This is a genomic window from Nitrospirillum karajorum (assembly GCF_036348415.1).
GTDB lineage: Bacteria > Pseudomonadota > Alphaproteobacteria > Azospirillales > Azospirillaceae > Nitrospirillum > Nitrospirillum amazonense_B.
Genome location: NZ_JAZBQB010000001.1, coordinates 690,497 through 715,294, shown reverse-complemented (window position 1 = coordinate 715,294; position 24,798 = coordinate 690,497). Strand labels below are relative to the sequence as shown.

General features: G+C 56.8%; 30 protein-coding genes and 1 pseudogene. 12 read left to right on the top strand and 19 right to left on the bottom strand.

Annotated elements, in window-relative coordinates:
- Positions 1-16 precede the first annotated feature (16 nt).
- Together UCD39_RS03230 and UCD39_RS03225 are read left to right on the top strand one after the other, a co-directional pair.
- On the top strand, positions 17-1,606 hold the full coding sequence (locus tag UCD39_RS03230) for a competence protein CoiA family protein (RefSeq protein WP_330494667.1): 1,590 nt from the start codon (positions 17-19) through the stop codon (positions 1,604-1,606).
- 113 nt (positions 1,607-1,719) lie between these two features.
- Positions 1,720-1,932, top strand: coding sequence for a hypothetical protein (locus UCD39_RS03225; protein WP_330494666.1), 213 nt, complete (start codon positions 1,720-1,722; stop codon positions 1,930-1,932).
- Positions 1,933-2,104: 172 nt separating this feature from the next.
- Here the strand turns inward: UCD39_RS03225 and UCD39_RS03220 are convergent, their stop codons facing one another.
- Entirely contained in the window at positions 2,105-2,608 is a 504-nt protein-coding gene (locus UCD39_RS03220) for a hypothetical protein (RefSeq protein ID WP_330494665.1), read from the bottom strand.
- Positions 2,609-2,700: 92 nt separating this feature from the next.
- On the opposite strand from UCD39_RS03220, the gene UCD39_RS03215 reads away from it, so the two are divergent.
- Both UCD39_RS03215 and UCD39_RS03210 read left to right on the top strand, forming a co-directional pair.
- Positions 2,701-3,237, top strand: coding sequence for a hypothetical protein (locus tag UCD39_RS03215; RefSeq protein ID WP_330494664.1), 537 nt, complete (start codon positions 2,701-2,703; stop codon positions 3,235-3,237).
- Between the two features lie 652 nt (positions 3,238-3,889).
- Positions 3,890-4,870, top strand: coding sequence for a toll/interleukin-1 receptor domain-containing protein (locus UCD39_RS03210; protein ID WP_330494663.1), 981 nt, complete (start codon positions 3,890-3,892; stop codon positions 4,868-4,870).
- A 161-nt stretch (positions 4,871-5,031) separates the two neighbouring features.
- Here the strand turns inward: UCD39_RS03210 and UCD39_RS03205 are convergent, their stop codons facing one another.
- The 12 genes from UCD39_RS03205 to UCD39_RS03160 form a co-directional block, all read right to left on the bottom strand.
- Positions 5,032-5,331: a hypothetical protein gene (locus tag UCD39_RS03205; protein WP_330494662.1), complete on the bottom strand. Its 300-nt coding sequence runs from the start codon at positions 5,329-5,331 to the stop codon at positions 5,032-5,034.
- Positions 5,283-6,935, bottom strand: a complete 1,653-nt coding sequence (gene tnpC, locus UCD39_RS03200; RefSeq protein ID WP_442943550.1) for an IS66 family transposase — start codon at positions 6,933-6,935, stop codon at positions 5,283-5,285. The genes UCD39_RS03205 and tnpC overlap by 49 nt, the downstream gene beginning before the upstream one ends.
- 59 nt (positions 6,936-6,994) lie before the next feature.
- A complete protein-coding gene (gene tnpB, locus UCD39_RS03195) occupies positions 6,995-7,342 on the bottom strand; it encodes an IS66 family insertion sequence element accessory protein TnpB (protein WP_330494661.1) in 348 nt (115 codons plus the stop codon).
- Entirely contained in the window at positions 7,339-7,707 is a 369-nt protein-coding gene (gene tnpA / locus UCD39_RS03190; protein ID WP_330494660.1) for an IS66-like element accessory protein TnpA, read from the bottom strand. Before tnpA ends, tnpB begins: the two co-directional genes overlap by 4 nt.
- 247 nt (positions 7,708-7,954) lie before the next feature.
- On the bottom strand, positions 7,955-8,926 hold the full coding sequence (locus UCD39_RS03185; protein WP_330494659.1) for a CBASS cGAMP-activated phospholipase: 972 nt from the start codon (positions 8,924-8,926) through the stop codon (positions 7,955-7,957).
- Positions 8,927-9,389: 463 nt separating this feature from the next.
- Positions 9,390-9,833, bottom strand: a complete 444-nt coding sequence (locus tag UCD39_RS03180; RefSeq protein WP_330494658.1) for a type II toxin-antitoxin system prevent-host-death family antitoxin — start codon at positions 9,831-9,833, stop codon at positions 9,390-9,392.
- A gap of 594 nt (positions 9,834-10,427) precedes the next feature.
- Positions 10,428-11,123, bottom strand: coding sequence for a hypothetical protein (locus tag UCD39_RS03175; protein WP_330494657.1), 696 nt, complete (start codon positions 11,121-11,123; stop codon positions 10,428-10,430).
- Between the two features lie 243 nt (positions 11,124-11,366).
- Positions 11,367-12,074, bottom strand: coding sequence for a metallophosphoesterase family protein (locus tag UCD39_RS03170; RefSeq protein WP_330494656.1), 708 nt, complete (start codon positions 12,072-12,074; stop codon positions 11,367-11,369).
- Positions 12,075-12,091: 17 nt separating this feature from the next.
- Positions 12,092-12,997, bottom strand: coding sequence for a metallophosphoesterase (locus UCD39_RS03165; RefSeq protein ID WP_330494655.1), 906 nt, complete (start codon positions 12,995-12,997; stop codon positions 12,092-12,094).
- A gap of 103 nt (positions 12,998-13,100) precedes the next feature.
- Entirely contained in the window at positions 13,101-13,394 is a 294-nt protein-coding gene (locus UCD39_RS28420) for a DUF6634 family protein (protein WP_442943591.1), read from the bottom strand.
- 208 nt (positions 13,395-13,602) lie between these two features.
- Positions 13,603-13,797, bottom strand: coding sequence for a response regulator transcription factor (locus UCD39_RS28415; protein WP_442943590.1), 195 nt, complete (start codon positions 13,795-13,797; stop codon positions 13,603-13,605).
- A 96-nt stretch (positions 13,798-13,893) separates the two neighbouring features.
- Entirely contained in the window at positions 13,894-14,115 is a 222-nt protein-coding gene (locus tag UCD39_RS03160) for a response regulator transcription factor (protein WP_330494654.1), read from the bottom strand.
- 106 nt (positions 14,116-14,221) lie between these two features.
- Here UCD39_RS03160 and UCD39_RS28410 point away from each other — a divergent pair, with 106 nt between their 5' ends.
- The 3 genes from UCD39_RS28410 (at position 14,222) to UCD39_RS03145 (ending at position 16,608) form a co-directional block, all read left to right on the top strand.
- Positions 14,222-14,563 carry a helix-turn-helix domain-containing protein gene (locus UCD39_RS28410; protein ID WP_442943549.1) on the top strand — a complete coding sequence of 114 codons (342 nt, stop codon included), beginning with the start codon at positions 14,222-14,224 and terminating at the stop codon, positions 14,561-14,563.
- 298 nt (positions 14,564-14,861) lie between these two features.
- Positions 14,862-16,010 carry a hypothetical protein gene (locus UCD39_RS03150; protein WP_330494652.1) on the top strand — a complete coding sequence of 383 codons (1,149 nt, stop codon included), beginning with the start codon at positions 14,862-14,864 and terminating at the stop codon, positions 16,008-16,010.
- 118 nt (positions 16,011-16,128) lie between these two features.
- Positions 16,129-16,608 carry an antitoxin Xre/MbcA/ParS toxin-binding domain-containing protein gene (locus tag UCD39_RS03145; protein WP_330494651.1) on the top strand — a complete coding sequence of 160 codons (480 nt, stop codon included), beginning with the start codon at positions 16,129-16,131 and terminating at the stop codon, positions 16,606-16,608.
- A gap of 331 nt (positions 16,609-16,939) precedes the next feature.
- On the opposite strand, the gene UCD39_RS03140 is transcribed toward UCD39_RS03145, so the two are convergent.
- Together UCD39_RS03140 and UCD39_RS03135 are read right to left on the bottom strand one after the other, a co-directional pair.
- On the bottom strand, positions 16,940-17,239 hold the full coding sequence (locus UCD39_RS03140; protein ID WP_330494650.1) for a contact-dependent growth inhibition system immunity protein: 300 nt from the start codon (positions 17,237-17,239) through the stop codon (positions 16,940-16,942).
- Between the two features lie 9 nt (positions 17,240-17,248).
- Entirely contained in the window at positions 17,249-18,109 is an 861-nt protein-coding gene (locus UCD39_RS03135; protein ID WP_330494649.1) for an RNase A-like domain-containing protein, read from the bottom strand.
- Between the two features lie 479 nt (positions 18,110-18,588).
- Here UCD39_RS03135 and UCD39_RS03130 point away from each other — a divergent pair, with 479 nt between their 5' ends.
- Positions 18,589-19,014, top strand: a complete 426-nt coding sequence (locus tag UCD39_RS03130; protein ID WP_330494648.1) for a Ros/MucR family transcriptional regulator — start codon at positions 18,589-18,591, stop codon at positions 19,012-19,014.
- 476 nt (positions 19,015-19,490) lie between these two features.
- Positions 19,491-19,919, top strand: coding sequence for a hypothetical protein (locus UCD39_RS03125; protein WP_330494647.1), 429 nt, complete (start codon positions 19,491-19,493; stop codon positions 19,917-19,919).
- Positions 19,920-20,009: 90 nt separating this feature from the next.
- Here UCD39_RS03125 and UCD39_RS03120 read toward each other — a convergent pair.
- Positions 20,010-20,318: pseudogene (locus tag UCD39_RS03120) on the bottom strand (transposase); the annotation flags it as partial.
- A 134-nt stretch (positions 20,319-20,452) separates the two neighbouring features.
- Between UCD39_RS03120 and UCD39_RS03115 the strand changes: the two are divergent.
- Positions 20,453-21,193 (top strand): DUF4365 domain-containing protein, encoded by a 741-nt coding sequence (locus UCD39_RS03115; protein WP_330494646.1) that lies wholly within the window; start codon positions 20,453-20,455, stop codon positions 21,191-21,193.
- Positions 21,194-21,289: 96 nt separating this feature from the next.
- Here the strand turns inward: UCD39_RS03115 and UCD39_RS03110 are convergent, their stop codons facing one another.
- The gene (locus UCD39_RS03110) at positions 21,290-22,507 is read right to left on the bottom strand and encodes a hypothetical protein (protein WP_330494645.1); all 1,218 of its coding nucleotides are present in this window, start codon (positions 22,505-22,507) and stop codon (positions 21,290-21,292) included.
- Between the two features lie 195 nt (positions 22,508-22,702).
- Here UCD39_RS03110 and UCD39_RS03105 point away from each other — a divergent pair, with 195 nt between their 5' ends.
- Positions 22,703-22,963, top strand: a complete 261-nt coding sequence (locus tag UCD39_RS03105) for a hypothetical protein (protein ID WP_330494644.1) — start codon at positions 22,703-22,705, stop codon at positions 22,961-22,963.
- Between the two features lie 86 nt (positions 22,964-23,049).
- Entirely contained in the window at positions 23,050-23,526 is a 477-nt protein-coding gene (locus UCD39_RS03100) for a hypothetical protein (protein ID WP_330494643.1), read from the top strand.
- Positions 23,527-23,576: 50 nt separating this feature from the next.
- On the opposite strand, the gene UCD39_RS03095 is transcribed toward UCD39_RS03100, so the two are convergent.
- Together UCD39_RS03095 and UCD39_RS28405 are read right to left on the bottom strand one after the other, a co-directional pair.
- Positions 23,577-24,146, bottom strand: coding sequence for an OB-fold nucleic acid binding domain-containing protein (locus tag UCD39_RS03095; protein ID WP_330494642.1), 570 nt, complete (start codon positions 24,144-24,146; stop codon positions 23,577-23,579).
- Between the two features lie 10 nt (positions 24,147-24,156).
- Complete coding sequence (locus UCD39_RS28405) at positions 24,157-24,492, bottom strand: SOS response-associated peptidase family protein (protein WP_442943548.1); 336 nt, start codon at positions 24,490-24,492, stop codon at positions 24,157-24,159.
- Positions 24,493-24,798 lie beyond the last annotated feature (306 nt).

The window sequence follows — 24,798 nt, the reverse complement described above, 5'->3', positions numbered from 1 at the left end:
ACAGATCCGGTGTGCTATGCCTCAGTATGCTCTTTATGGAAATGAGCGTTTGGTTGCGGCTGATGCTGATGACCAAAAAGTCCTTGAGCGATTTAGGCGACTTAGCAAAGATCGTGATTTCCGGATGCGATGCTGTCCGCACATCCGGGCCCAATTCGTTAAGCGAGAGAATGGAACGGTATTCTTCCGACATTTCGGCGGAGTGGGCCACAATTGCTCCGGTAGCAAGGTTAGTGAGGAACACGAGCGCCTAAAGGTCGCAGCATATAGGGTCGCAAAGATCCACGGTAGATTAGCTGAATTTGAAGTGAGCGGACCTGGCTGGCGCGCTGATGTTTTAATGACAAATCCAAAAACCGGAAGACGGACCGCAATTGAAATTCAGCGGTCTGACCAGACTATTGACGAGACGCGTGATAGAGTTACGACTCATACGTCTTCTGACGTTACGAGCATGTGGTTCTTCCTCAAGGAGGAAAACTATAAGGAAGTGCCAACCGACCTAAAGAATGCTGGCTTGCCAGCGTTCTTGCTGTCTGGAGACTCGGCCGAGGATAGGGAAATTCTTCTAAAAGAAATACTGGGGAATATTCTTACTGGTAAGCTCGTGTTTGATGACGGCGCCCCCTTGGAGGGTGCGGACCTAGAGATTGTTGGCTATGACTACCCTTGTGTCTGTGGAGAGGAGTGGTTTAGGACAAGCTACGCAGTCGTGTATCCGAATAGAATTCGCGGAGATCAGCTCGTATATGCGAAGCCAATAGGAAGTCTACCGGGCGCTCAAAGATATATCGAAATGTGCGGCCAGGTTCTGGCCAGGAAAACAGGAATTATACGGAAGTCATCACTGGGAACTATGGAGCTATGCTGCCCATCATGTTCGCACAGCTATGGAGATGAGTTTCTAACTTCGGAGCAGGCAATAGTCTGCCCTGAAACTATAAAGGTGGGCGCCTATGATGCTAGAGCCGATATTCACGATTTTCGCCCACAATGGCGGAGTCCGTCCCCTCCAAGCTACCGGGAACAGACGTGGGAAGCCGAGAGATGGAAAAACTTAATTGGTCAGGGGCGCTTTAGAATACTGGAGGACAGAAGAACCAGGCGTGAGCAGGAGATTCGTCGGATACAAGCTGAGGAGGAGCAAAGACACCGTATAGAAGAAGAAAAAAGACTTTATAAGGAGCGCGAGATCGCAGAAATATTTTCTAGAGAATTTGCGCGACTACGCACATATGTTCAAGATGCCATGAGCGAAGATGAATTTAATTCATGGATTACGCGGCCGATTGCGCTGTTGGATGGGCGTTCGCCGGAAGTCTGTCTAAAGGAGCATGCTAGTGCTGTGTGGAATACGGCGGGGTATGCAAATTCTGCGGTCACAAAGTATGTCATTGAGGTAAGGGAGGGAGGGCAGCACTTCCTGGCAGCGGCGCTTGGAATGGAAAATTTCCATTTCCGAGCAATTCGCCGGAAGAGAATTAAAGGATTGCAGGAAAATTCAATCCAAAATTCCGAAGGAGTTGCCCAGTATATTGGGAGATCTCTGGCAATGATAGCAACTGACTTTAAAAATTATCTACTCGATTGTCTTTTCTATCGTTAAAAGCCACCATTCGGTGCCGATCTAAGCTGCTTGACCTCCGGCAATAGCTACAGGATTTGGCGTCGGCATTGAGTGAATGCTGCACCGAGGCATTGGCAAGAGGAGCAGATGACTTGGTTGGGTATGTCAGCGAACGGGACGTCTGGCTGGCAGCCAACACCCTGGTGAAACACCACGGGTCTGAAGCCGCGGTATTCGCGGCCATGCGCGCCGACGAATGGCTCAGCAAGGGGGACATGGACCAGTACAGCCTGTCACGGCGTATCCTGGCGGCAGTGGACCAGCTACTAGCGGCCGCCCCATCGCCAGGAAGCAGGCCGTCGTGACGGCCAACCCGATATCGGCCGTCACAGGAGCGGGCCTACACTGTCACGGCGTATCCTGGCGGCAGTGGACCAGCTACTAGCGGCCGCCCCATCGCCAGGAAGCAGGCCGTCGTGACGGCCAACCCGATATCGGCCGTCACAGGAGCGGGCCTACACTGCGGGCAAGAAGCGGTTATTCAGTAAGCCATTCGTCCAGATCGATCTTGGACCGGAAGTAGATGGATTGGATGACAGCTTCGCCACGATATAAGGGAGTGCCGTGAAACACGACGTACATCACCTTCTTGGATGTAATGGCGGGGATCAGGTTCCAGAGGACGGACATGGGGAGGCTGCCGAGATAGCCGGACTTATTCGCCCGTAGGGTCAGGGTCCCGACGCACCTGGGAATGAACTCGCCGTCTTTGTCAGCATCCAGCGACTTGTCGATGTCCCGATTGCCCAGTAGGTGACCTTCGATCTGGCGGCCCGCGATGCTGGAGGGAGCGATAAAGTGGAGGTTCAGCAGAAGGGTAGCGTACTCGCGATAAGGCCTTGCTGGCTTTGGCTCGTCACCCACCGCCAGGAGATAGTCCAGGCCATGGTCATCGATCTGGGCGACATACGATTGCATCTTGGATTTTGCCGGACCCCGGCGCCGCTTTGTTCCCGCCGTCGATTTTCCTGAAGATGCCATGATGGGGGCTCCGCTTATCTCCCAGCCGGTGCTCTCCCTTGAAAATTGGGGATGGTGGCCCCAAGTTCCGGGGAAAATATGTGGGGGATGCTATGACCATCGCGGTTGTGATTACGGCCGTATTCTCATATTTCTCATCTGCATATGTTGCGAAGGCGGCTTGTGTGCCCTTAGCGTGGCTCGCATCTAAAAGAATAAATACGGGTGCGTTCCATATAAAATCGATAAGGTGGGTTACGCCTTTGTTATGTCGTGCGTCCATTTCATTATATTTGGTGTTTCTTGTTGATCATGTAAGGGCAGCGTTACTGGGAGACAGTCCGCTGAATGCAATGATTGCTGGTTCGGCATTAATTTCTGCCGCAGTTCTTTATTTATTTTTCATGTTGATGGTGGCGTCTGTGCCGACAATTCAGCGGGACAGTCTACGTGCGGCACACCGTCAACGTGGATGGATTATATTCTATACGCTGGTCACGGGATGTTTGGGGTATTTGGCTTGGTATGATTTCAATTGGTTGGATCCATACGCCATCAGGTTTGCGGCCCTGCCAGTTGTTTACTTGCTAATGGGCTTGCCGATTATCTCTGGGCGCTGGTTCTTTTATGCTGCAAGTTTCTTTAACTGATGTTGGCTCATCCGATATGGGCATGGGGGTGGCCAGGAGCATATAATCTGTATGCGATGATGGGCAGCCTATTACCATATATGGTATGGCTCTCCCTGCTGTGCTACCTAGGTGCAGCGCTGCTAAGTGACTAGAAGATGATTGAGCTAACCAGCGGCCCCGCAATGAAGATCCTCCATGACGTGGAGCATGGAGAGCTTGTGCTATTTTCCCTTTCAGGGAACCCTGCGTGGGGTCTGGTGCTCGGCCAGACTGGGGTGGCTGGTCGTCTCGTTTTAATATTGAGGTCTAGTGGGGATGGACAATATCCAGCCCATGGCCATTTCGATGGGGGCTTGCCAATAATTCCTTTTGGGAGGGATTATCGTATAGCAATTTCATTGGATACTAATGAGATCGGCGTAGATTTTTACGGCCCTGGGAGTGTGGGCTGGATAGTAATTAGTGATCGAAAGAAGTACGTTCGATCAAATGGTTTAAGTTGGCGGCCAGGATCTTCATTAGTTTGCCTTGATGATGGGTCGATGACTTATAGCGCTAGTGATAGTGTGGTCGTTAAGACGTGGTCATTAAACGTCAAATCGGGCGATGGCTTGACGTACGAGCCCCTAGTGAGTTTTTCCATATCTTAAGTTGATTTCGAGGGCTAATCGTGACGCGGGTCTTTTGTTCGTACTCTCATGCTGATGAAGCTCTGAGGAAGCGGTTGGACGTTCACCTGGTGCCACATAAGCGGCAGGGGGCGACCATCTGGAACGACCGAGAAATGTTGGCCGGAGATCAGTTGGATGAAACTATCCGGCAGGAGCTTGCTGCCGCCGACGTGATTCTGTTGCTGCTGAGTCCAGACTTCATCGCGTCTCCATACTGCTACGATGTCGAGATGCAGCGGGCGATTGAGCGAAATCAGAAGGGCGAATGCCGGGTGATCCCGGTTATCCTCAGGCCCTGTGCGTGGTTGTCGACGCCGTTGAAGAGCCTGTTGGCAGTGCCCAAGGACGGAAAACCTGTAACCCAGTGGCCTGACGAAGATCTGGTGCTGCACGAGGTGGCTACGGAGATCGGCAGGGCTATTGCGGCGCCTAAACGAGCGCCTGCGGTGGCTCAGGCCCCGTCCGCCGGTGCGGCCCCATTCCAGGCGGCGTCGGTGATGCCTCCCGTGCCGCAGAAGGTAACCTCGTCTGTGTTGCCGAAGCTGAACGTTCGGCGTTCATTTACCGATGCTGACAAGGACCGTTTCCTCGACCAGGCATTCGAGGAGATCGCCCAGTTCTTCCAAGCCGCCTTGGCTCAGGCGGAACAGGAAAACCAACACGTCACGACATCGTTCAAACGAGTCGACGCCAACACCTTTCACGCCAACATCTATGTTGACGGGCAGGCTAAGGCCCGGTGCAAAATATGGAATGGCGGGCAGCGTGGTTTCGCCGGGGGAATTGCGTATTCCCAAGACCAGTCGCCAACCACAAGCTCCCTGAACGAAAGCCTTTCGGTAGACATGACGGAAACCACCCTCGGCTTACGGCCGATGGGTATGACTGCGATGGGCAACTCCAATCGGCAAGGCGTGCTCGACGTACAGGCGGGGGCGGAGTATCTCTGGGAGGTGCTCGTCAGGCCTTTACGACGATAGAGCCCAACGGAATTTTGAGTGCTGCGCGCTTCCGAAGTGGGTCTCGATTATACGATTTGTACTTTGGCTGACTATCTACAGTCCTGCGTCGTTGTTGCCATTAAAGTTGTGAGCGTAAAGCCCTGTTGAGAGGTAAGCATGCGGCGTAGGCCGCAGGCTGGCTATTCGGGCGCGATCCATCGCTTGAGCAGTCCGGGATTGTCCTTGTGGATCTGGACCAGGTCGGTAAGCGTCTCGATGCCGAAGTCGGTGAAGGCCATGACGGTCTCTTCGCCCAAGCCGTAGACCCAGATCAATCCGTCTTCCTGGTCCATTTCGGAAGCGACGTCCCATAGCCAGTCCTCGTCCTCGCCGAGCAGCTGGGCGACGCGGGTGATGGTCTGGACGTGATGGACCTTGTTGACCTGCACCGTCAGGCCGCCACGGCGGGTGTCGCCGCCGCCTTGGGTGTCCAGCGCCACGGCAGCAGGTCGTCGAGCCTGTGAGCCGGGTGCGCGGCGATGCGGGCGAGGACGTCGGCCAGCCAGGCTTGTGGGTTGACGCCGTTCATCTTGGCGGTGACGATCAGGCTGTACAGGGCGGCGGCACGCTGGCCGCCGCGGTCGGAGCCACAGAACATCCAGGACTTCCGTCCCAGGGCAATGCCACGCAAGGCGCGTTCGGCGGCATTGTTCGACAGGCAGACGCGTCCATCGTCCAGGAACAGGGTGAAGGCAGCCCACCGCTTCAGGACATAGTCGATGGCCTTGGCGAGGTCATGTCCACGGGACAGCTTGGCGCGCTGCTCATGCAGGTAGGCCCGCAGATCCTCAACCAGCGGCTTGCTCAATTCCTGGCGGACCGCCCGGCGCTCCTCGGCGCTCTTGCCGTTGATCGGCCGCTCGATGGCGAACAGGGCGTCGATGCGGCGCACCACCTCGATGGCGATGGGCGAGAGCGCGATCGTCTTCTTGCCTGCGGCCTGGCGCCGGGCGTTCTCCTCAAGATCGGCCAAGGCGAAGAACGGTCGCCGGGCATGCACCCAGCATCCCGCCTCCCGGATCCGGCCGGGACTTCGCTCGGCCGCGTACAGCGCACGATAGCCGTCGAAGGCGTCGGCCTGGAACAGCCCGGCATATCCGGCCAGGTGGCCCTGCGGATGCTCGCCCTTGCGGTCGCGCGAGTAGCGGAACAGCGCCGCCGGCGGCGCCGTCCCGCCGAACGGCCGGTCGTCACGGACATAGACCCAGCAGCGCCCGGTGTCGGTCTTGCCCTTGGCCAGGACCGGCACGGTCGTATCATCGCCATGCAGGCGCTCCGCCGCCATCACATGGGCCTCGACCCGCCGCAGCAGCGGCTCCAGCGCGGCACAGCTCGCCCCCACGGCGTCGGCCATGGTCGACAGGCTGACCGGCACGCCTTCCAGCGCATAGCGCTCGGCCTGCCGGTTCAGCGGCTGGTGCTGGCCGAACTTCTCGAACAGGATCATCGCCAGCAGGCTGGGGCCCGCCCATCCCCGGGGAATGGCATGGAAGGGGGCGGGGGCCTGGCTCACCTTCTCGCAGTCCCGGCAGCTGAACTTCTCCCGCACCGTCTCGACCACCTTCCACTGGCGCGGGATCACTTCCAGCGTCCGGGTCACGTCCTCGCCCAGCTTGCGCAGCCGCGTGCTGCCGCAACAGCCACAGGCCGTCGGCGGATCGATCACCACCCGCTCACGCGGCAGATGGTCGGGGAATGTGGCGCGCTCGGCATGCTTGCGGGTGAAGCCCGCCACGGTCGTGGTCTTGGCGACGGCGGTCTCCGCCGCCAGCTCGTCCTCGGTGGCGCTGGCCTCCAGTTCCTCGAACCGCAGGGCCAACTGATCGACCAGCCGCGCCGACCGTTCCGAGCGCTGGCCATAAACCTGGCGCTCCAGCTGGGCGATCCGCAGCTTCTGGTGCGCGATCAGGGCCAGGTCTTCCGACGCCCGCGCCCGTGCCACCGCCAGCTCCGCCGCCGCTTCCAGCGCCTGCGCGCGCGCCATCACCAGTGCTGCTTTCAGCGCATCGATGTCGTCCGGCATGGGGGCATGATCGGTATCCATGACGCTGAGTGAATCATGAATCCGCCCCCGCCGCTCCTGGAAAGTGGCGCTGGTCGACCCTATCCGGCACTGCTCGGCCGCCAGGTGTGCCGGGGGTTGCGCCAATCGATGCCGTCGAGCAGATAGGCCAGCTGCGCCGCCGATATCCCCACCACGCCGTCGGCCGGTGACGGCCACAGGAAGCGCCCCTTCTCCAGCCGCTTCGCATAAAGCGACATGCCCAGGCCGTCATGCCACAGGATCTTGATCAGGTCGCCCCGGCCGCCCCGGAAGACGTAAAGGTCACCCGCGTGCGGATCGCGGCCCAACGCCTCCTGCACCTGTAGGGCCAGGCCGGTCATCCCGCGCCGCATGTCTGTCCGGCCCACCGCCAGCCAGACCCGCACACCCGACGGCACCGGGATCATCGCCGCTCCAGAACATCGAGCACACGGCGGAGTGCCTTGCCATCAACCGTGGCCTCAACCCGGAGGCGGTAGCCATTCGGCAATTCGATCTCGATCCGTCCAGCATCCATCGGTGCCGACCTCTTCTCCGCGCTTCGCACGTCCGTGATCGTCACCGGCAGCAACGCGGGGCCGTCCTCACACGTCGGGACCAGCAGACCGTTGCCATACTGCCGCCGCCAGATGAACAGCTGGTTGGTGTTCACATCGTAACGCCGCGCGACCACCGAAGCCGATGCGCCGGGCTCGAACGACGCCGCCACGATCTCACGCTTCAGCGCTTCACTCCACGTCCGACGCCGGCGCTTGCCGCCCATCGTGTCCATTATCCCGCTCGTGGACACTTCACACCCTCACAGGCCAGATCTCCTGCCATCTTCAGCGAGCGGTATCACAGATGGAAGGCGGCCCTCAGCGGAGGGGTACGTTGAGAGCCAAGGAAATTTGATGAATCTGCATGGATCAAAGCGCAGGTTCAATTCAATAGGGCATAGATGCGTAGGTTAAAAGCTAAACACGGGCGATCGATTTTGGGTAAGAATCACGAATGTATTTTTTGTAAATAGAATATGATTATATCCTCGATTTGTGACGCATAATCTCTCCAAGTATTTGCCTATCGCGACCGGGCATATCTTGCAGGGATTCATTCGCTAGTGATTCTAAAGTGCTCGTTGCGAATTCTCCGGTCTTGTCCATTCCTATTTTTTTTCTTTGCTGCTGGGATGGCTCATTGTCAATTCTAATGTGTCTGTCTAATAAGAATTGAGATGTTAGTTCAATAGAAAGTCTCTCTTGCGCTCTCATGGTAATATCGTAAAGCCGACGAGCAAGGAGCCAGCGAATAGCCCCGTATTTCCCTGGCACTCGGTAATGGTCATTTAAGCTTTCCCCGGCAGTGCCGATGCTGAGCATCTTTAGCTCGTGCCGATCAGGGGCCCATATAGACAGAGCTTTGATTAAAGCAATTGAATCAGGGGAGTTTGCAATTATCCCGCCATCGACAAGGTTGTCTCCTTTGATGGCTTGCTCGGGAAAGTAGGTTGGTGCTGCTGAGGTAGATAAACATGCTTCGAGAAGAGTTACATCGGAGTACGACTCGTTTAGAAATGGTCCCGTGGAAAAGATAACGGGCTTGGCCAGTGATCTATTGACTGAAATAATAAGTAGAGGTTTCTCAATCTGAGAAAGTTTAGAAGATGCTTTATCCCCAAGAACTGCCTCTATTGTGCTCTTTAGCCCATCAGCACTATATCGTGTCCTCAATATTCCTTTCCGAGGGAGGGGAATATTGAATCCTAACAAAGGCAATCTGATAGAAGAATCGAATATTGCCGGGCCATTTTTTTTCATCGCAGAATGTATTTGACTCACCGGAATGCCAGCGGCCAAGCCACATGCTATAATGCCGCCAATAGAGGTTCCAGCTATCAAGTCAAAACGGTCAACGATTGGCAGATCGCTCTTTTCTTGCAGAGCCATTAGTATTTTTGCGGTAAAAATACCGCGATATCCGCCACCGGACAGGGAGAGTATTTGGCGCAATATGATCCCTCCCTTTTCTAAATCAATAATTAATGAAACTAAGGCCGCGAGATGATAATACTTGATGATACGGTAGGCTGCGTTCTACTAACTGTAGCTGGGCTTGCATTGCTGTGGCTACGACTTGGCGAGAATCATCTCCCAACTCGACGAGTTGCCCGTGCTGATCTATGGAGTCAAGTTGCAGATTCAGTAAGTCAGACCAAATAATCGATGTTTGCCAATCAAATGGGAGAACAAGGCCCCGGGTGCTCGATGAGTGAACGAGGTTTCTTAGTCTTTGTTCTAGAGTCTGTTTATGTGGGTTGGCAATGGGTATCTTTCTTATAGCCTCATATGCTCGCCCTATGGAGATGGTGCTAATGTGAATCTGATTATTTCTATAAGGAGCAAGAGCTTGTGTTATTGACTTCTTAAGTCCAATAACATCCAAGAGCGCGCGCGTGCTCAGGAGAAGCATCGTTTAGATCCGGAATGAGTTCGTGTTGCTAAGCTCATCTTCTAAATCTTTTTCAGGTGCGTCCGCCAGCAAAAAAGAACTCTGAATATCCTCGCGTGAGCGCGGGCGTTCAGAGAACGGGATGTCATATGACCCACCAGTTTGGAAGCACGGTATTTCCATTAAGAATTCTATGAAAGGCTGGGAATCAATAATTTCCGAAACTAACTCAGTTAGGTCTTTCGCTGAAATTATAACGACCGAGCTTTCAGATTCAGAAGATCCTATTACCTGGGCATGCCCATCTCGTGCAGCGCGAACAATCTTTGAGAACTGATCTCTGGCTTCCCGCACCCCTAAGATGTTGCCAGCCGCTTCTGTCAGGGCGGCTGTCATATTTTTTGCCGCTGCGTCCTTGTTCCCAGACATCAAGTTCTGACTGATACGGTTTAGCTGGAACCATTCCATAAGGGCCTCCATAGGATATGCTAGACTTACGCCGGTGGCCACGGAATGTCAAGACGGTGGCCACCTTCCGCTCTGCCTTTAAGTCGCCGGAACCGCTGGGCCAGAGGTAAGCCTTGGCATGTTCAGCCGATGCGGGTTGCGAGAATAATCCCAGTATGGCTTGCATAAACAGTCCTAGACAGCGCTGTTGAGATGGGGCCACCGACGAGACATTTCCACAGACAATAGGCGAAACCAAAGACGAGCAGATATCATTCAAAATTATAATAGACTCTGCTTTTGCAAGAGACTGGGCTTATATCTCAGGGGGTGGCTGGAATGATGGGCGAAGAAAGTTTATGGACTTTGTGATGAGGGCGACAGCCTCTACAAAATTGGTTCGTCGATGGTCAATTCGCTACTCCTGAGGTCCAAATCTCGCTCGCCTATGGAGCAGATCACCGGGCTCCTTTGGTCTGAAAATACGACGACACCTAAACAAGATAGTTTTTTGGAGGCCCATCAAGGTCGGCCCCCTGGAAGGGGCACATAGTCAGCTCAAAGCCATTGCGCGGAGGACGCACCCACCCTAGCCGTTAGAAGCCAATCGCTCTCTTAATGAAACGTTGTCGATTGGCCGCGAAAATGACAGTTAGGCTGATGACAGCCATGGTCCAGACGATGATGCGCACCATGAAGAAGGCGTGCTTGATGGTGTGCTCGGCGAACACGACGTGCCAGACCGGCACCACCAGGAAGGCCCCGAGCAGGAGAGGCCACCGGGTGTGCCGCGCCGGATCCCAAGCGCCAACCGCTGATGGCCAGGGCGACGGTTGCCACCATCACGGATGTCCCTAATGCCAGGATACTGATACCCCGGGCACCCCACGCCATGATTGGCATCATGTGGGCCACCTTGGCGAAAGCGTACGCGGCGGCCAGAACGCGGGTGTGGGACAGCATCTCGCTGGTGATGCCATAGGGCGCCAACATCGCCTGCTCCCGCGCCGACAGATCGACGCTGTGCCCCATCCGAACAGCCAACTCGTCGGTAAAGGGCTTCAACTCGCCCCAGCCCCAGACGCCCATCACGCAGGCCATCTTCAGGGCAAAGCACAGCAGGCCGGTCAGCAGGAACCACAGGAGCCCGGTGATCGCCCGGCGCCGTATCAAGGCCGTCTCTCCACCGTCCAGCGCCAACATCATGAAGAAGACGCAGACGGACGCGGGGATGGCGCCCGTCAGGAAGTCCAAGCTCGCGGTCAGCGCGCCATAGAAGGCTATGATGGTGGCGAAGGTGACCTCGCTCATCCGCGACATCGGCCGCCACTATGATCAAAAAGCCCAACGCCCGCTCCCTGTTGGCTTTCCAGCCGAACGCGGCCGACATCACGTTGGCCGCCAACACATGAACCAATACCGCTTCTCGCAATGCCTCCTGATGACGATAGACCAGCTCTTGGCGAACGCCCCATCACCAGGAAGTAGGCCATCCGAAATCGGCCAGCAGTCCATTCTGAATGTCAGTAAGCCTTCACCGAGGCACTGCGCAAATCAGAACTGCACGACCCAAGGTTCGCCCCTCGCAAGGCCGCGGACCTTGCAGCCGTTGGGTAGGACGCCCTCATAGCTTTGGTGATGATGTCCATGGATGACCAGTTTGGCGCCGCAGGCTTCCGCGGCCTGCTGGATCCCCAGGAAGCCGTACCGATGCGTTGGCGGTGCCTCGTGGGTGAGGAGAATATCGGCCCTTTCCACGCGGCCAATTTCCGCCAGCAGATCATGGTCTTCCGGAAAAATCAGGCCATGGTATTTGATTGGCAGTCCGCGACCGTCCCGGGCGCCCACGTCCCGCTGTCGCTGGAGGTGCGGATGCTTCCGCAGCCACGCCTCCCGTGACCAGAAGAACGGACCCAGGTGCTCATGGGAGGATTTCGGGAACCAGACCATCGGGCTGTAGATTCCCGATAATCCGGCGACCATCACACCTTCAATTTCCTCGGCGCGTCCGTGCAGGTTCCCGGTCGGATGGTCCTCGACCAGGTTGGCAAACCAGGCTGGGCTGTCGACGTCATGATTCCCAATGACATAACGAACCCGGATGCCAGCCTCCCACAAAGGCGCCAGCGTCTCGTGGATTGGGCGGCTCAGGTCACAGTCCCCGACTATCAGAACGGCGGCGGGGCGCACACGCTGGCACACTTCGAGCAGCGGCTGCCAATCCCCGTGGGGGTCACCCACCGCCACGATGGGGCGTCGCATCAGCTTCTCCTCAGTCGCTAGACCTCAATGACTTTGGGCCGGAATTCCTCAGATCCAGGCTCGTAGCCTAGATAGCCGCGCTGAGCCGCCACGACGCGAGTGCCGCCGATCTGGGTGTCCAAGTTGAAATGCGTGTGCCCGAAGATCCAGGCCACTGGCCGCCAGGAAATGATCTCCTGCGTCAGGTCGCTGGCGAATGCCGGTGACAACGGATCACCCACGTACTGCGGTCCGCTTGCGCCCCTGACTGGAGCGTGATGCGTGACGATCAGGATTTTGGCGTCTTCGCCGCCTTCGGCCCGGATGCGTTTCACTTCCTCCGCCAACCAGGCCCGGCTTACCAGGTGCCTCTGCCTGGCCAGGTACGGCGTGAACGGCTGCCCATTCACCGAAATCCGCACATGGTCGTTTAAGCTGTCACCGGCACGTTCCATCGAGTGCGCGATCTCGTCCGAATCGGAGCCGTTCATCGCGTAGTCAGTCCACAACGTGCAGCCAAGGACATGGAGGCGTTGACCGTCGAAATCGAACACCGCGACCTGGTTCTCCAAAAAAGTCACCGACCCTTTCGTCGCATCCGCGGCGTTCCGGAATTCCTCGGCCAGCAGGTCCAGGTCGCGGCCGTTGTAAGCTTCATGATTGCCCATCACGTAGACGGTCTTCGCACCGATAAGCTGCGCCACCTCTCGGGCATATTCGATGCCCCGCACCCCGACATTGATGTCCCCGGCGAGAATGACGAGGTCGATCTGGTCGCCGATTAGGCCATCCAGTAGCGGCCCCATCGTCGGATGGCCCGGGATGCGCCTGCGGCCCTCATCCAGTGCCAGCGAGGCCGCGGTCGGTCTTCTGGAGCCCTGCGCCGCCTCGAATTCATTGTGGAGGTCCGACATCACTGCCAGACGGATCTTCCGGTCGGTCATGATTGGGTTTCCAGGTAGATGGCTGGCCGAGCCGGATTTCCGCGCGCGTACATAGCTGCCGCGAAAATCCGGGCTGGCTTACCTTGCGTATGATGGCGTCAGTTTAAGGGCCGCTGGTGGCCTGATTGGGCTCGGCAGGCTCCCCAAGGCGATAGTACCGCGACAAAGTCCTTGCCCAGCCATCCTCGCGGTTAAAGATAATTAGCTGGCTGGTAAATATAGGGCCGTCCTCAATTAAGGGGTGGCCATAGGATTTTCCGGCCAATATGTCGTATTCACGCCTGGTGATTCGGTAGCAATTGAGTATCGGTGCTTTCGAAATTTCCGCTGATGACGGCGAAATTCCTTGCGAGAACAGCTCAAGGTCCCTGGCAATCCGACTGTATTTTCCGGCCATCTCGATTGCACTGCGTCTAATATTGGGGGATACCATAGTCTTCCTTCCAGAGTGAATGATGTCCGTTTCAGGCGGGGCTCAGCACGAGTTGGCTGTCGCCTGGGCCATTCGGCGTACCGGCGCGTGCCGATAGCAGATGGTGGACCGCGAATTCTTTGGCTTGGGCGCTCAAGACAATGCGCCCAGCAGCGGCCAAGCAAAGTCCAGGTCACCGCAAAAGACCCTGCCGAGAGGCGAGAAATACGGCGTGCGGCAGCGACTTAGCATTAAGCTTTGCGCGGGCTCTGGACAGGTACAGATCGACGGAAACGACCTTCAGATCCAGGTCGTATGCGATCTCCTTTGGCGAACTGCCATGAGCCAGGAGGTGTAGGCATTTCAACTCTCGTGGAGAGGGCGGCATAGGCATGGCAATCTCCGGCGCACGGCGGCCTGAGGTCGTCGTCTCGACTTCGCTATTTTGGAATGGTGATCACAGGCCTGGCGGCGTTACCGCCTTTCAGGGCTCGCTCAACAGGCCCGCTGTCGAGGCGATGACGGCGGCATGCGTGGAATTGCGGGCGCCAAGCTTTTTTCGAGCCCTACCCAGGTAGGCATCCACAGACCTGGAACTCAGCCCCAGCGTATGGGCGATCTGCTTGGAACTTTCGCCTCGGGCGAGCAAGCGCAGGCATTCAGCTTCCCGGGGTGTCAGCGGGTGTGTCAGCGCAGGGACGGTCATGGGCTCAAACGCGCAAGGAGACGATGGGAAAAATACCGAAATGGCATTTTTAGAAACGCCAATTCGGTAATAGCGCGCCGACGGCACGGGCGCCACTAATCTCAGCATGAAGGGATTTGGGGAAAGATTGCGCGCGCGATCGAAAGCGCTTGGCCTAACCGACGCCGAGGTCGCCGAACGCCTGGGCTTGAGCCAGCCCCGATACGCCCGGTACGTGTCCGATTCCCGGGAACCCGACTTCGACACGCTGCTTCGGATCTGTGGCGCGCTCGACATCAGCCCTAACGAGTTGCTCATGGGTGGCGAGCCGACGCGGGTTACGGACCCGGATATTGATCGTGCTGTGGTGGCCCTTATGGGCATGGACAGTCAACTCCGCCAAGTAGTTGTTAGCATGGTTCTCACTGCTCAGAAGCAGGCAACCAAGCAAAAGAAGGCTTTGAGCTAAAGGTTTTGAACAGCGGCCGCAATATGGTGAATTCTCCATATAGACCGAGCCCTGGGATTTGTTGTATGGCGCGCCCGCGCTCTGCACCATGAGCCGCCTGTTCTGGCTGTATTTAGATCTAATTGATGGTCATTAGGCGGATTCCGCAAGGATTTATTTAGTGTTGACATGAATTATGCCAAGGATTCACGGCGATAAGCACATTTTAAGCGCGAGCGCAATATAGAAGATTCCGTACCTTTCCCACTGGGCCGCGGCGATGCACGTTGGGCGCGCATAGCCCACCGTGGGGGAATCGATGATTTCGAAGATTGCCGTCGCCGCTGTCGTGGCGACTGGGATGCTGCTTGGGGCGGTCGGCGCCAAAGCGGCTGAGGAGCTGACCGGCGAGCTGGCCGCCCTCTACTATCACAAGAAAAGTGGCGACCCGCTCGACGTCGCGGGCGCGGCGGCTGGCGCAAAGCCAGTAACAACCGCCAGCCATTTTGACCGCCCAGAAGCCCAAAAAGCTGAAGAAGCCAGGCTCCGGGCTGCCCAAGCCACGGTTGACGACTCGACGCCACTGGTGGTCCTGACGAACGTGACACTGGGCGAGTACGACCGGAGCGCGGGCCAGTACACCATCAACGACCTGCTCCCTGGCCACTATCTGAGCCAAATCGTTTTCGGCCGGACCTATAAAATCGGCTTCTCGAATGGCGCGCCGGTTCCGCTCCTGCTGCCGATGGAGGAGGCGCGGAAGGTCGACCGTCAACGCGTCATCGCCCAGGTCGAAGGCCACTTCGCGGGTGTGGGCGACCCAAACGGCAAGCTGGATAGCCGCTATACGGTGCTGGTTGCGATCAGCAAGGTCACCCTGAAGATCGCGGACAATGGCAAGGTGCTGACGGAATTTACGCCGTCGGCGGCGGCGCCGGTCGCGCCCGCCAAGGCCGCCGCCGATTTCGACGTCAGCGGCTTGAAAGTCGGAATGACGGAGAGCCAACTGACAGCGGCAGCAAAGGCCTCCTTTACCGACAAGAACCTGGTCATGGGATCCGACCAGGCGTGCGGAGGTGGCTCCACGATGACCGTGTTGACGAAGCCAGCTGTGGGCACGGTGTGCGTCACCTACAAGGTTGCCGACGGCAAGGCCACCAGCATCACCGTGCGGCAGGTGCTGACGTACACCAAGACCGTTGTCGACGATGTTCGGAAGGGCCTGATCGCGAAATATGGTCCGCCCGGCGCCGCGGCCAGCCAGCGGTTCTTTGGCTGGGGTCAGAGCGTCGGTAAGCGGCCGCAGGATTTCCAGCTGTATGCGGCGCTCGACGCCGTCCAGACCAGCATGGAATACGACGCGGGTGAATCGGGCACCCCGGTTCTTTCGGTAACACTGACGGATGCAGCGACGCTCCAGGCCAAGGCTGCGCCGGCGCAGCCCCAGAATGGGACGCCGCATCTTTGATAATGGTGGCGCCCCAACGCTCTGGGGCGCCATTCAATGCCCAAGAGACCCTGCTCTGGATGGTCTATCGGAAGTTTGTAATGACCCTAGGAAGGAAGGCTCGCCCGGCGGTCCTGGGATGGTCGTCATCAGGGACCTAGCCATCGCCGACGTCCGCCGGGTCAGCGGTCCCGGCATGAGGGCATTCCTGGCAATCGCCGACCACTGGGGGCTTACCGCCCGAGAGCAGCTTAACGTCCTTGGCAAGCCTGGGCACTCCGCCTATCGCAGATGGGCGACCAGGGCCCTGTCCGGCGCCGAGCTGGCGCTGCCCATTGATACGTTACTCAGGATCTCCGCGGTGCTCGGAATCCACCAGGCGCTGCGAACGATTTTTGCGCGGGACGATGACGGCATCCGGTGGCTCAAGAGTCCCAACAGCGGTCCGCTTTTCGGCGGACAGGCGCCTTTGGCCTTGGTTACCAATGCCACCCAGGACGGCATTCTCGTTGTTCGGCGGCACCTCGATGCTTGGTGCGGCGGCCTATTCACCGCGCCTGTCCCAGGGTTCGACGACCTGGTCAGGCCCATTACCAGCAACGACTTGCTGTTCCTGTGATGCTGCTGTCGAGTACGTATCCGATGCGGTGCGTCGGGAGCGGCGATAGCCAATCTCAGCCATCAATCCGTCTTGGGCCTTACATTTTTTCTGCGGCAAACTTTTCATAAACCGCGTTCAGGACGCGTTACTGACAGTTTGCCGCTAGGCTTCTCGCTCGCGAGTTCGACTGCCAAGACAGAGGACGGGCTTTTGGCCGTCGAGGTCTGGAGTACGGGATGAACTCAACCGACGGAGCTTGGCGATCCCAGGACTGACCTTCCTGACGCAGAGGTTCACCAACGGCGTCCCCAGGATTACCCGCTGGCCTCCAGGTTTGCCAGCCCCACTCCTACGCCCTGGCCAACAGCCCATCCAGCCAGAGTAGGTATTCACGGGCGCCCGTCCCCGGTTCACGCGCCCAGTCGCCGCTGGTCAACTCCTCCAGCGCGGCATCAAGGTGGCCAGCCTTGGCCCTGAGGAAACGCGCGATGTCCTCGCGGCCTGCCGTGATCTCGTCGGCCGAAGCATCATCGATGAACGCCATCACCGCATCCTCCAGTTTGGGGCCGTAGATGGTGTGGTCTTGGTTCAGGTAGCCGCCGATGATCTGGAGAAGTGCGGGGAACTCCCGCTCGATAGTGCTTTCCATGATTGCCCTTCAGACCGATGGGTAGGCAGTGAGGATGAAATAGACCTTGTTGCCGGTCGTCGCTCGTCGGAGAACCACAATCATCTTTGACGTGCGGGACATTGTGCCGGTGACGCGCGGAATCACCCACCCCACCGATTGGCCAGCATCATATTTCAGACGTAGCACCCTGGAATTGGTGGTGGCCCATTGCTGGATCTTGGGCGCGTTCGCTTTCATCGCCTCGCTGATGAACTTCTCGGCTTCTGACCGGGTGACGAATGTCCCAGCACCTGGGATGGTGGGCTCATTGACCAGACGCTGCCGAAGATAGGCTTCCTCCTTGCGGACGTGCCGTTCAGCGATATGTCCGCCCGCATCATCCTCGACCGCGACGCTGATCCAGCCGTTGCGGATGGAGATGATCCTGAGTGCCGCCCATTTGGCGGCAATGCTTGCGGGCACAGCGATCTCGACCGCCAGGCCTACCTCGTCGGCAGTGTCGGGATCGCAGCCCAGTGCTCGCGCAGCAGCGGCGGCCCCCTGGTAGGTGAGCGTGCTGTACTCGCGTCCGGTCCATAGTTTCTTTAGGCCGGTGGAGACGTTGTCGACGGCATCCAAGGCCATGACCGTGCCGCCGACTTTGGTCAGCATGGTGGGCTCCGGCGTCACCATCAGGAACGACGCGCCCATGAACTCGATGGCGCCACCGACGATTTCCAGGGCGCCGAAAGCACGGGTCATGAAATGGCCGGTGTCGGTCTCACCGCTGGTGATCGACAGGCCTTGGAGGATGGCGGACAGTTGGACCGGCGACAGGATGACGCTCAGACCGTCATCGTCCTGCTTGGTTGTGACGTTGGCTTCCTGAAGCCATTCCAGCCCATCCATCACTCCTCCTTGGCCTCTCCGGCGCCCGGTCAGGTGATTAAGGGTGGTGTGTGACTGAGGTCCTTCAACGTGGAGCGAGGCGATATGCCGAATGGGGGGCTTGGGCGGCGGGGAAGCTACGGCTTCACTGCGTTCGGTCTGCCGCCGACATCGCGGCATTCGCATTCATGAAATATCTGACCTTGGGGTAGCAGCCGCTGGTGACCGGCGAAGTGGACAGCCAGGAGCCGTCTGGTCGCTGGACCGCCCATCCGAATTTGGCATCCGGGGATATGAGTTGCGCTGTCATTCCATCCAAGCGGACCCACGTTCCGTTGCCATCTTCCACCCAATCCAGAGTTCCCGCGAACTTCCCCACTATTCCTCCACTGCAAATGTTCCGGTGAATCAGGGTGCGCCCATACACTTTGCCGCGTATCTGAGGTAGACGCCAGCTTCAGGAAATGTACCATGCCCGGAGTGATAATAATGGGCCTATCATGAACGACTTTTTGAAGCTGTCGGCGGACATCGTCGCCGCATACGTCACAAAGAATCAGGTCGCGCCGAACGATCTGCCCGGGTTGATCCAATCTGTTTACGGTGGCCTGGTCCGCGTCGATAGCCCAGCGCCCGAGGTTATTCCCGAGGTCAAGCAGGCACCTGCCGTTTCCATTCGGAAGTCGGTTACGCCTGATTACATCGTGTGCTTAGAAGACGGCAAGAAGCTGAAGATGCTGAAGCGGTATCTGCGCACGGCCTATAACCTGACGCCGGACGAATATCGCGCCAAGTGGGGGCTGCCTGCCGACTACCCGATGGTCGCGCCGAACTACGCTGAGCAGCGCTCCGGGCTGGCAAAGCAGATCGGCCTGGGCAGCCGGACGCGGCAGCCCGAGGCGAAGAAGGGCAAGAGCGCTGCCTAAATTGCTGCCCTGCTAAGGGTGACGGGGGCTGAAGACGCCGGTAACGGTCAAGCTGAAGGCCACTGAGGCATCCAGTTAGGCATGCGCGGTGCGCGTCCCCACTGGGTTTGGCGGTTGACGCCTCCGTTGGCACCGCAGCAGCGTTCGTATTTCTTGCCGGACCCGCGGGGGCGCGGGTTGTTGCGTCCGACCTTGGTCTGACGGACGGGGGCTGGCTTTGCGGGTGGACGCGCCAACCTGATCTTGGCGATCTTGTGCAAGACCAGGATGGCGCGGAAGATTTGTCTGGCGGCTTCATAGAGGCGGTTATATCCAAAAGGGGATTTTGGATATAACTGTAAACGGCGAAGTGATTTTCCCCAGAAGTGGCGACTTAAAAATCCTCAGATGGTTTGTTTGGCTAATTGATTAGGTGGGTGTCGGCGGGCCTCACTTTCGGCGGTCTTCCGCGTTTCCGGATGGCTTGGAGCGGGGCGGTGTCTGGTCTTCGCCGCACGTTCTCGGCGCCGGAGCAGGCGATGTTGGCGCCCTATGGCATCACCAGCGAGATGCTGGCCCATAGCCGCGTTCTGGCCGCCGCATACGCCTTCGCCAAGGTAGCCTATATGATGCCCATCATGGCCTGGGGCGCCAGAGGTGTCGGCATTCTGGTGCTGGGGATCTCCGTGATGGTGGCGGCCATCTCTCCGGCCATCAGCGGGCGGCGCTTGAATCGGGAACATCGCACCCAGTGGCTTCTCCTACTGGGGGCCTGTCTGGCGGTGCCGGTCTGGTACGTCGTGTTCGCCGAGCACACCATTAAGCACGCCTTCTTCATGGTGCGTATCATCGTCTGGACCATGGCCGCCGGTGGGATCGCGGCGACGGGTCTCCGCTCGCGACTGCATTTCGGGCGCTGGATGTGAATCGGCACGATCAAATGATCCTGCCGACTTCAATAGTATCAAACGGATATCGTGCCAATCGGCGCCCAAGCTGCGTGCCGATTAATAGCCGACTGCCCGCTTGAACGCCGGGTCACGACGCAGCCGGTCACAGTCGTTGGTGTCGGGATATCCCGCCGCGATCGCCAAGGCGCGGAACCGAATCATCTCAGCCAACCCGTGGACCACTCGCTCCGGCGCGAGGGGCTTTGACGCAGCGCGCCAGCCGCCTTGCGATCTTCAGCCGGTGGTCCACCTCGGCCAGAAGCAGGGTGCTACCGTCCGACGACAGCGGCCCCCGTCAAAGCGGGCGACGACGGGCTTGTCGCAGACCGGTGACAGGTCCGGCATGGGCAGGGTAGGATCAACTTCAGCGGGCATGGCACTCTGGAAACAGCAGGTTCGGCCCTAGCAGTCGAACTCCACCTGATTCCAAAGCACTAAGCCGCTCCCGCCAACGCTGTCGAATTATCCAGGCTAGATCTGTTGTGTAACGGTGTTCCGGGAGCGGTAAGATGACCATAGGTAAGCAATTCAATGCGAACAACGCGACAGGCGAGATTGGCGTCAATCTTCTTGCCACCTTTGGCCTGAAGAATCTAGGCGTCATTGCTCGGCATCAATTGACAGACGTTGGCGTCGATATCGAATTCGAATTCCTGAATCAGAATGGCTTCATTGATGGCCTGATGCTCAAGGTCCAAGTTAAATCGACTGCGGTGCCCCCGACTGGCTCCGAATATATTTCATTGACCATGGAATATAAAGACATCCATTACCTGGCCAGACTGCCAGTGCCTGCTATCATATGTTTTGTCAGCACTAGCGATGAAGCAATATGGTGGAAGGCCGTAGATGATAACTTGGCCATTAATTTCCATGGGATCGTTCATTTTCATCGCGATCGCGATCGCTTAACGGCTGCCTCGCGAGATGCTCTCCGAAATTATGCGATGGCTGGCGTAACCACCGTCGCGAATAATGTTCTAGGCGTATACCAATTCCTCCAGAGGATAGAGTTAGGCATTCATAATTTAGATATGCCAGGAGATTGGGATACCGATATTCGTCTTGCCAATGACTGGATCGTGGAGGGCGCCACGAGAATTATAAATTCAAGATTTATGGATTTGGATATGAAGGAAATCGCCAGAAAAACGGTGACAGGCGTGCAATATTATTTCCAAGCCATCCCTCGTTGGGAATCTGATGGGCGGATCCTATCTGCTGATATTACGATATGTCCAATTCCATGAAGTCTCGCTGTTGACTGGCGTCGTGGCGTTGTTCGCCGAAGACCCCAGCTAAGCCCTTAACGCCGCTCCAAGGGATAGTAAGTTCAGCTCGATGGGCTATTCTCTGCAAGTAGGTTCGAGTTCGATAGTGTCCCAGTCCGGCTCTTTGCCGTGCCGAAAATATCTGCCCATCAATTTCACAAACACCGCCGTGGCTTCGGTAATAACGCTAAGGGCATCAGAGCTTTTTCCAATATTTATCGACCCGTGAGCTACTTTATGACGCAAATCAAATAGGCTTTTGACCTTTCGTCGAATTTCCTTCCTTTCGGATATTGAGCCACCTATCATTTGCGCAGCGCGATGAGTTGCTTTCCAGCTTATAGCTCCGCCACTTCCGTCACGTCCCAGAGCTATTTCAAAGGAAATCGCTAAATCTAGCGCGCGATTAGATAAATCGTGGCGGCACAGACTCAGTCGGAATCGCTCTGAAGCGAGCGATAAATGCGACCTCCAGGCTTCTTCCAGGCGACAAAAATACGCTACTTGTTCCGCGATCCTATTGATTTCGATAGCAGTATTATTACCAACCCACGGTGCCACCTCAGCAAAGTCCCAAATAAAGAAATTTTCTGATCTTGATAAATCGATAGAACTGTCCTCGTACTCCATCCAATATGCCGTTACGAGTGATGTTCCTAGAATGCTCGATTCTATAACTCTGGATATGACTCGAGCCGTTTCCCTAAATTCATCCACCAAATTGAACGCAGTGTCGTCATTGATCAGATAAGGAAATTTGTCAATTTCCTTTACGAGAACGGCTCCAGGAAGGGCGAATTGTCGGCGCGACCACCATACCGCTCCATCCGCGAGTTCTTGCGCCGCATTTCGTATGTGCTCCTTGAAGCTTGTTTCCGGCAGGTTGTCGAATGGAACGAATCGGAATCCTGGTAAAATCTCGACATCTTCATTAACCGCAACTCCCCATACGGCGGCTCGTTGTATAGCTTTGGTTGTCTCTGTACTGAGAACGCGGAAAAGCAAATCAATCGCCTGAGGAACTCCACCATAGGCCCACCCTAATGCTTTCCGGGCAAGGAGTTCCGAGGTGAGCACCGGGGCGCCAGTACCACTATATATCGGGCGTCCGTTAACTGCTTGATATTCCGGCAGCGCGTCGATGGCGGCGGCAACTGGAGAGATCTCAGCCTCACTTATGACAGGTCGCAGTAGCAAGGGTGTGCTTGCCGTCCGGTTCTCATAAGCGGTGACGATCCCATCGATAATTGAAGCCAACTCCTGCTTCCGTGCAGCCTGATCAGTCTGGATCATTTCGTCGCCTCATTTTTCCGTTATTCCTCATATCGTTGAGTGGTGACAGGCGCTAAGCATGCGGTTGCCACATTGCCTTTCACGAGCGTCAAAAATATTGGAGTCAGGAAGCGGCATGGGGTCATGGATGAGAGACTACTATCTCATTTGAAGCGGATCTGGTAAATTTACACCACATAGGCGTCGGCGGCATAAATGAAAATAGTCAATCTTAAGAATCTTCGAGTTGGTGATGTTATATTAGAAACTGGCATTCGGAAGATCGCCAGCGCCACAGATGATGGTCGATATGGCCATGCCAGTATTGCCCTTGGCCGCCTTATAAAGATGGAGACAGGAGTAGAGAAAGGTGCTGTAATCGCGCCGTTTGACGCTGAAATATTTTCTATGGGAAGTGATACAATTATTGGATCAAAATATGATCATGAAGTTCTTGTTCGAAGGCCAAAAAAATAGTTAGTAAAATAGATATAATATCGAGAACAATCGGAGTATTGGGTAGAGAATACTCAAAGCCAGAGCAATTAGAGAAATTTCCAAACTTGGATGAAAAAGCAAAAAGACTTATTAATATTTGGAAAATAGCGCAGGGAAGGGGGAAATTAGTTAGTATGACGGGGCGTGCCAGCGAGAATTCCCTTCCTGGGTTCTTCTGTTCGCAGATTGTTGCGGATTTGCTTGGATTTGAAAATTCGTTAATTAGTCCAAACGAACTTTCTTCACACAACGATTTGGAAACGATTACTGAGGCTTTGCAATCTGGGGACGATTGGCGCAGCGTTGGTGAGGCGTCGTACCTCAATGAAGTGAATACGGTTCTGGATCAGGGACCGAAGTCCCCGATCGTGGACGCTTGGGACTGCGTGAGAGCAGTCGCAGATGCCTGGGGCGAGTCCCAAATCGATGATGCCAAGGACAAAATAGTTAATGGTATTACGTCTCAGATTGATAAAATGATTGAGAAGGCCGTTAGAATGATAATAGATATTGAGAAGATAGAAGATAAGGTATTTTTATGAAAATAGGTCACGGCTCACTATGATTTCTATATCGTAATTGATGTGAGTGCTTATCGAAAATTCCGTCCCTGCCCATACACCAGCCGTAATGAGCCTGGCTCTGGCCGCCGAACCTCATCAGCCCGCGCCAGCGGCGTCTCGAACGGCCCGTCCAATTCGGTCAGCCCCCTGAGGATATGCCAGAGGTCCACCAGCCGGTCAGCGATGACATGGATGACTTCGCCTTCACGCTGGAGGCGCCCATGGACACCCAGCATGGTGGCCGTCAACACCTCCCGGCGCTGCTTCGCGAACAAGGACGGCCAGACAATGGCGTTCACGATGCCAGTTTCGTCCTCCAAGGTCTCAAAGATCACCCCTGACGCCGTGCCTGGCTGCTGACGGATCAGCACCAAGCCCGCGACCGCCACCCGGGCGCCATCCTTGAGACCGGCCAGCATGACCGCGGGCGTCATCCCCAATGCCGCGAGCTGGGGCCGCAGCAGGGCGCGAGGATAGCCCCTAAGGGACAGGTGGAGCGTCCGATAGTCCTCGCGGATGGCCTCGCCCAGTGGCATCGCAGGCAGCGTCAGGAAGGGCTCCTCGCCGAACTCGACCGGTGGCCGGTTGTCGCCCAGCAAGCCCCAGCCATCAGCGGCTTCTAACAGTGGCAACGGCGCGTCCCCGAGTCGCTTGACCTCCCATAGCGCCCGGCGCCGGTCCACGCCCAGGCTGCCAAACGCATCCGCTCCAGCCAGCCGCTCTCCACGGCACCGACAGAAGCCTTCGCTGTGAATCGGTACGGAATAATGCCGCCGATGACAGACCAAGGTGCCGCTCGCCGGTTTCCGAATGCAGCTGGGTAACTGGCGCCGAGGCGGTCGGAGGAAGATTGTATCGGGGTGCGAAATTCGGGAGCGGACCCAGCGTGGCGAAGAGCTGACGAAGAGCTTCTGGAGGGGTCGTGATGGAATAGCGACCACACATTTCTATCCCGATTCCCAAAGCTGCCTGAGATCTATTCTCTTCGTTTCTTGGCAAACATTACAAATCCGGCGTGAGCTGGGAGATGATTTTTCCTTAAAAAGACGGGATCAAAAAGGACAAGTGATCCGAAATTTTTCGACCCCTTGAATTCGAAATCACAAAGCTCCGTTTATCCGAAGAGACCTTGCCCGGCTGAAATGTGCGGCATAGGCTTTCTCAGGAATTCCTGAGGGCGCGATTTTCTGGGGCGTGTAGACCCGGTAGATACCGGCGGACCCTGCATGTCCCGATACGCTTGTGTACGCC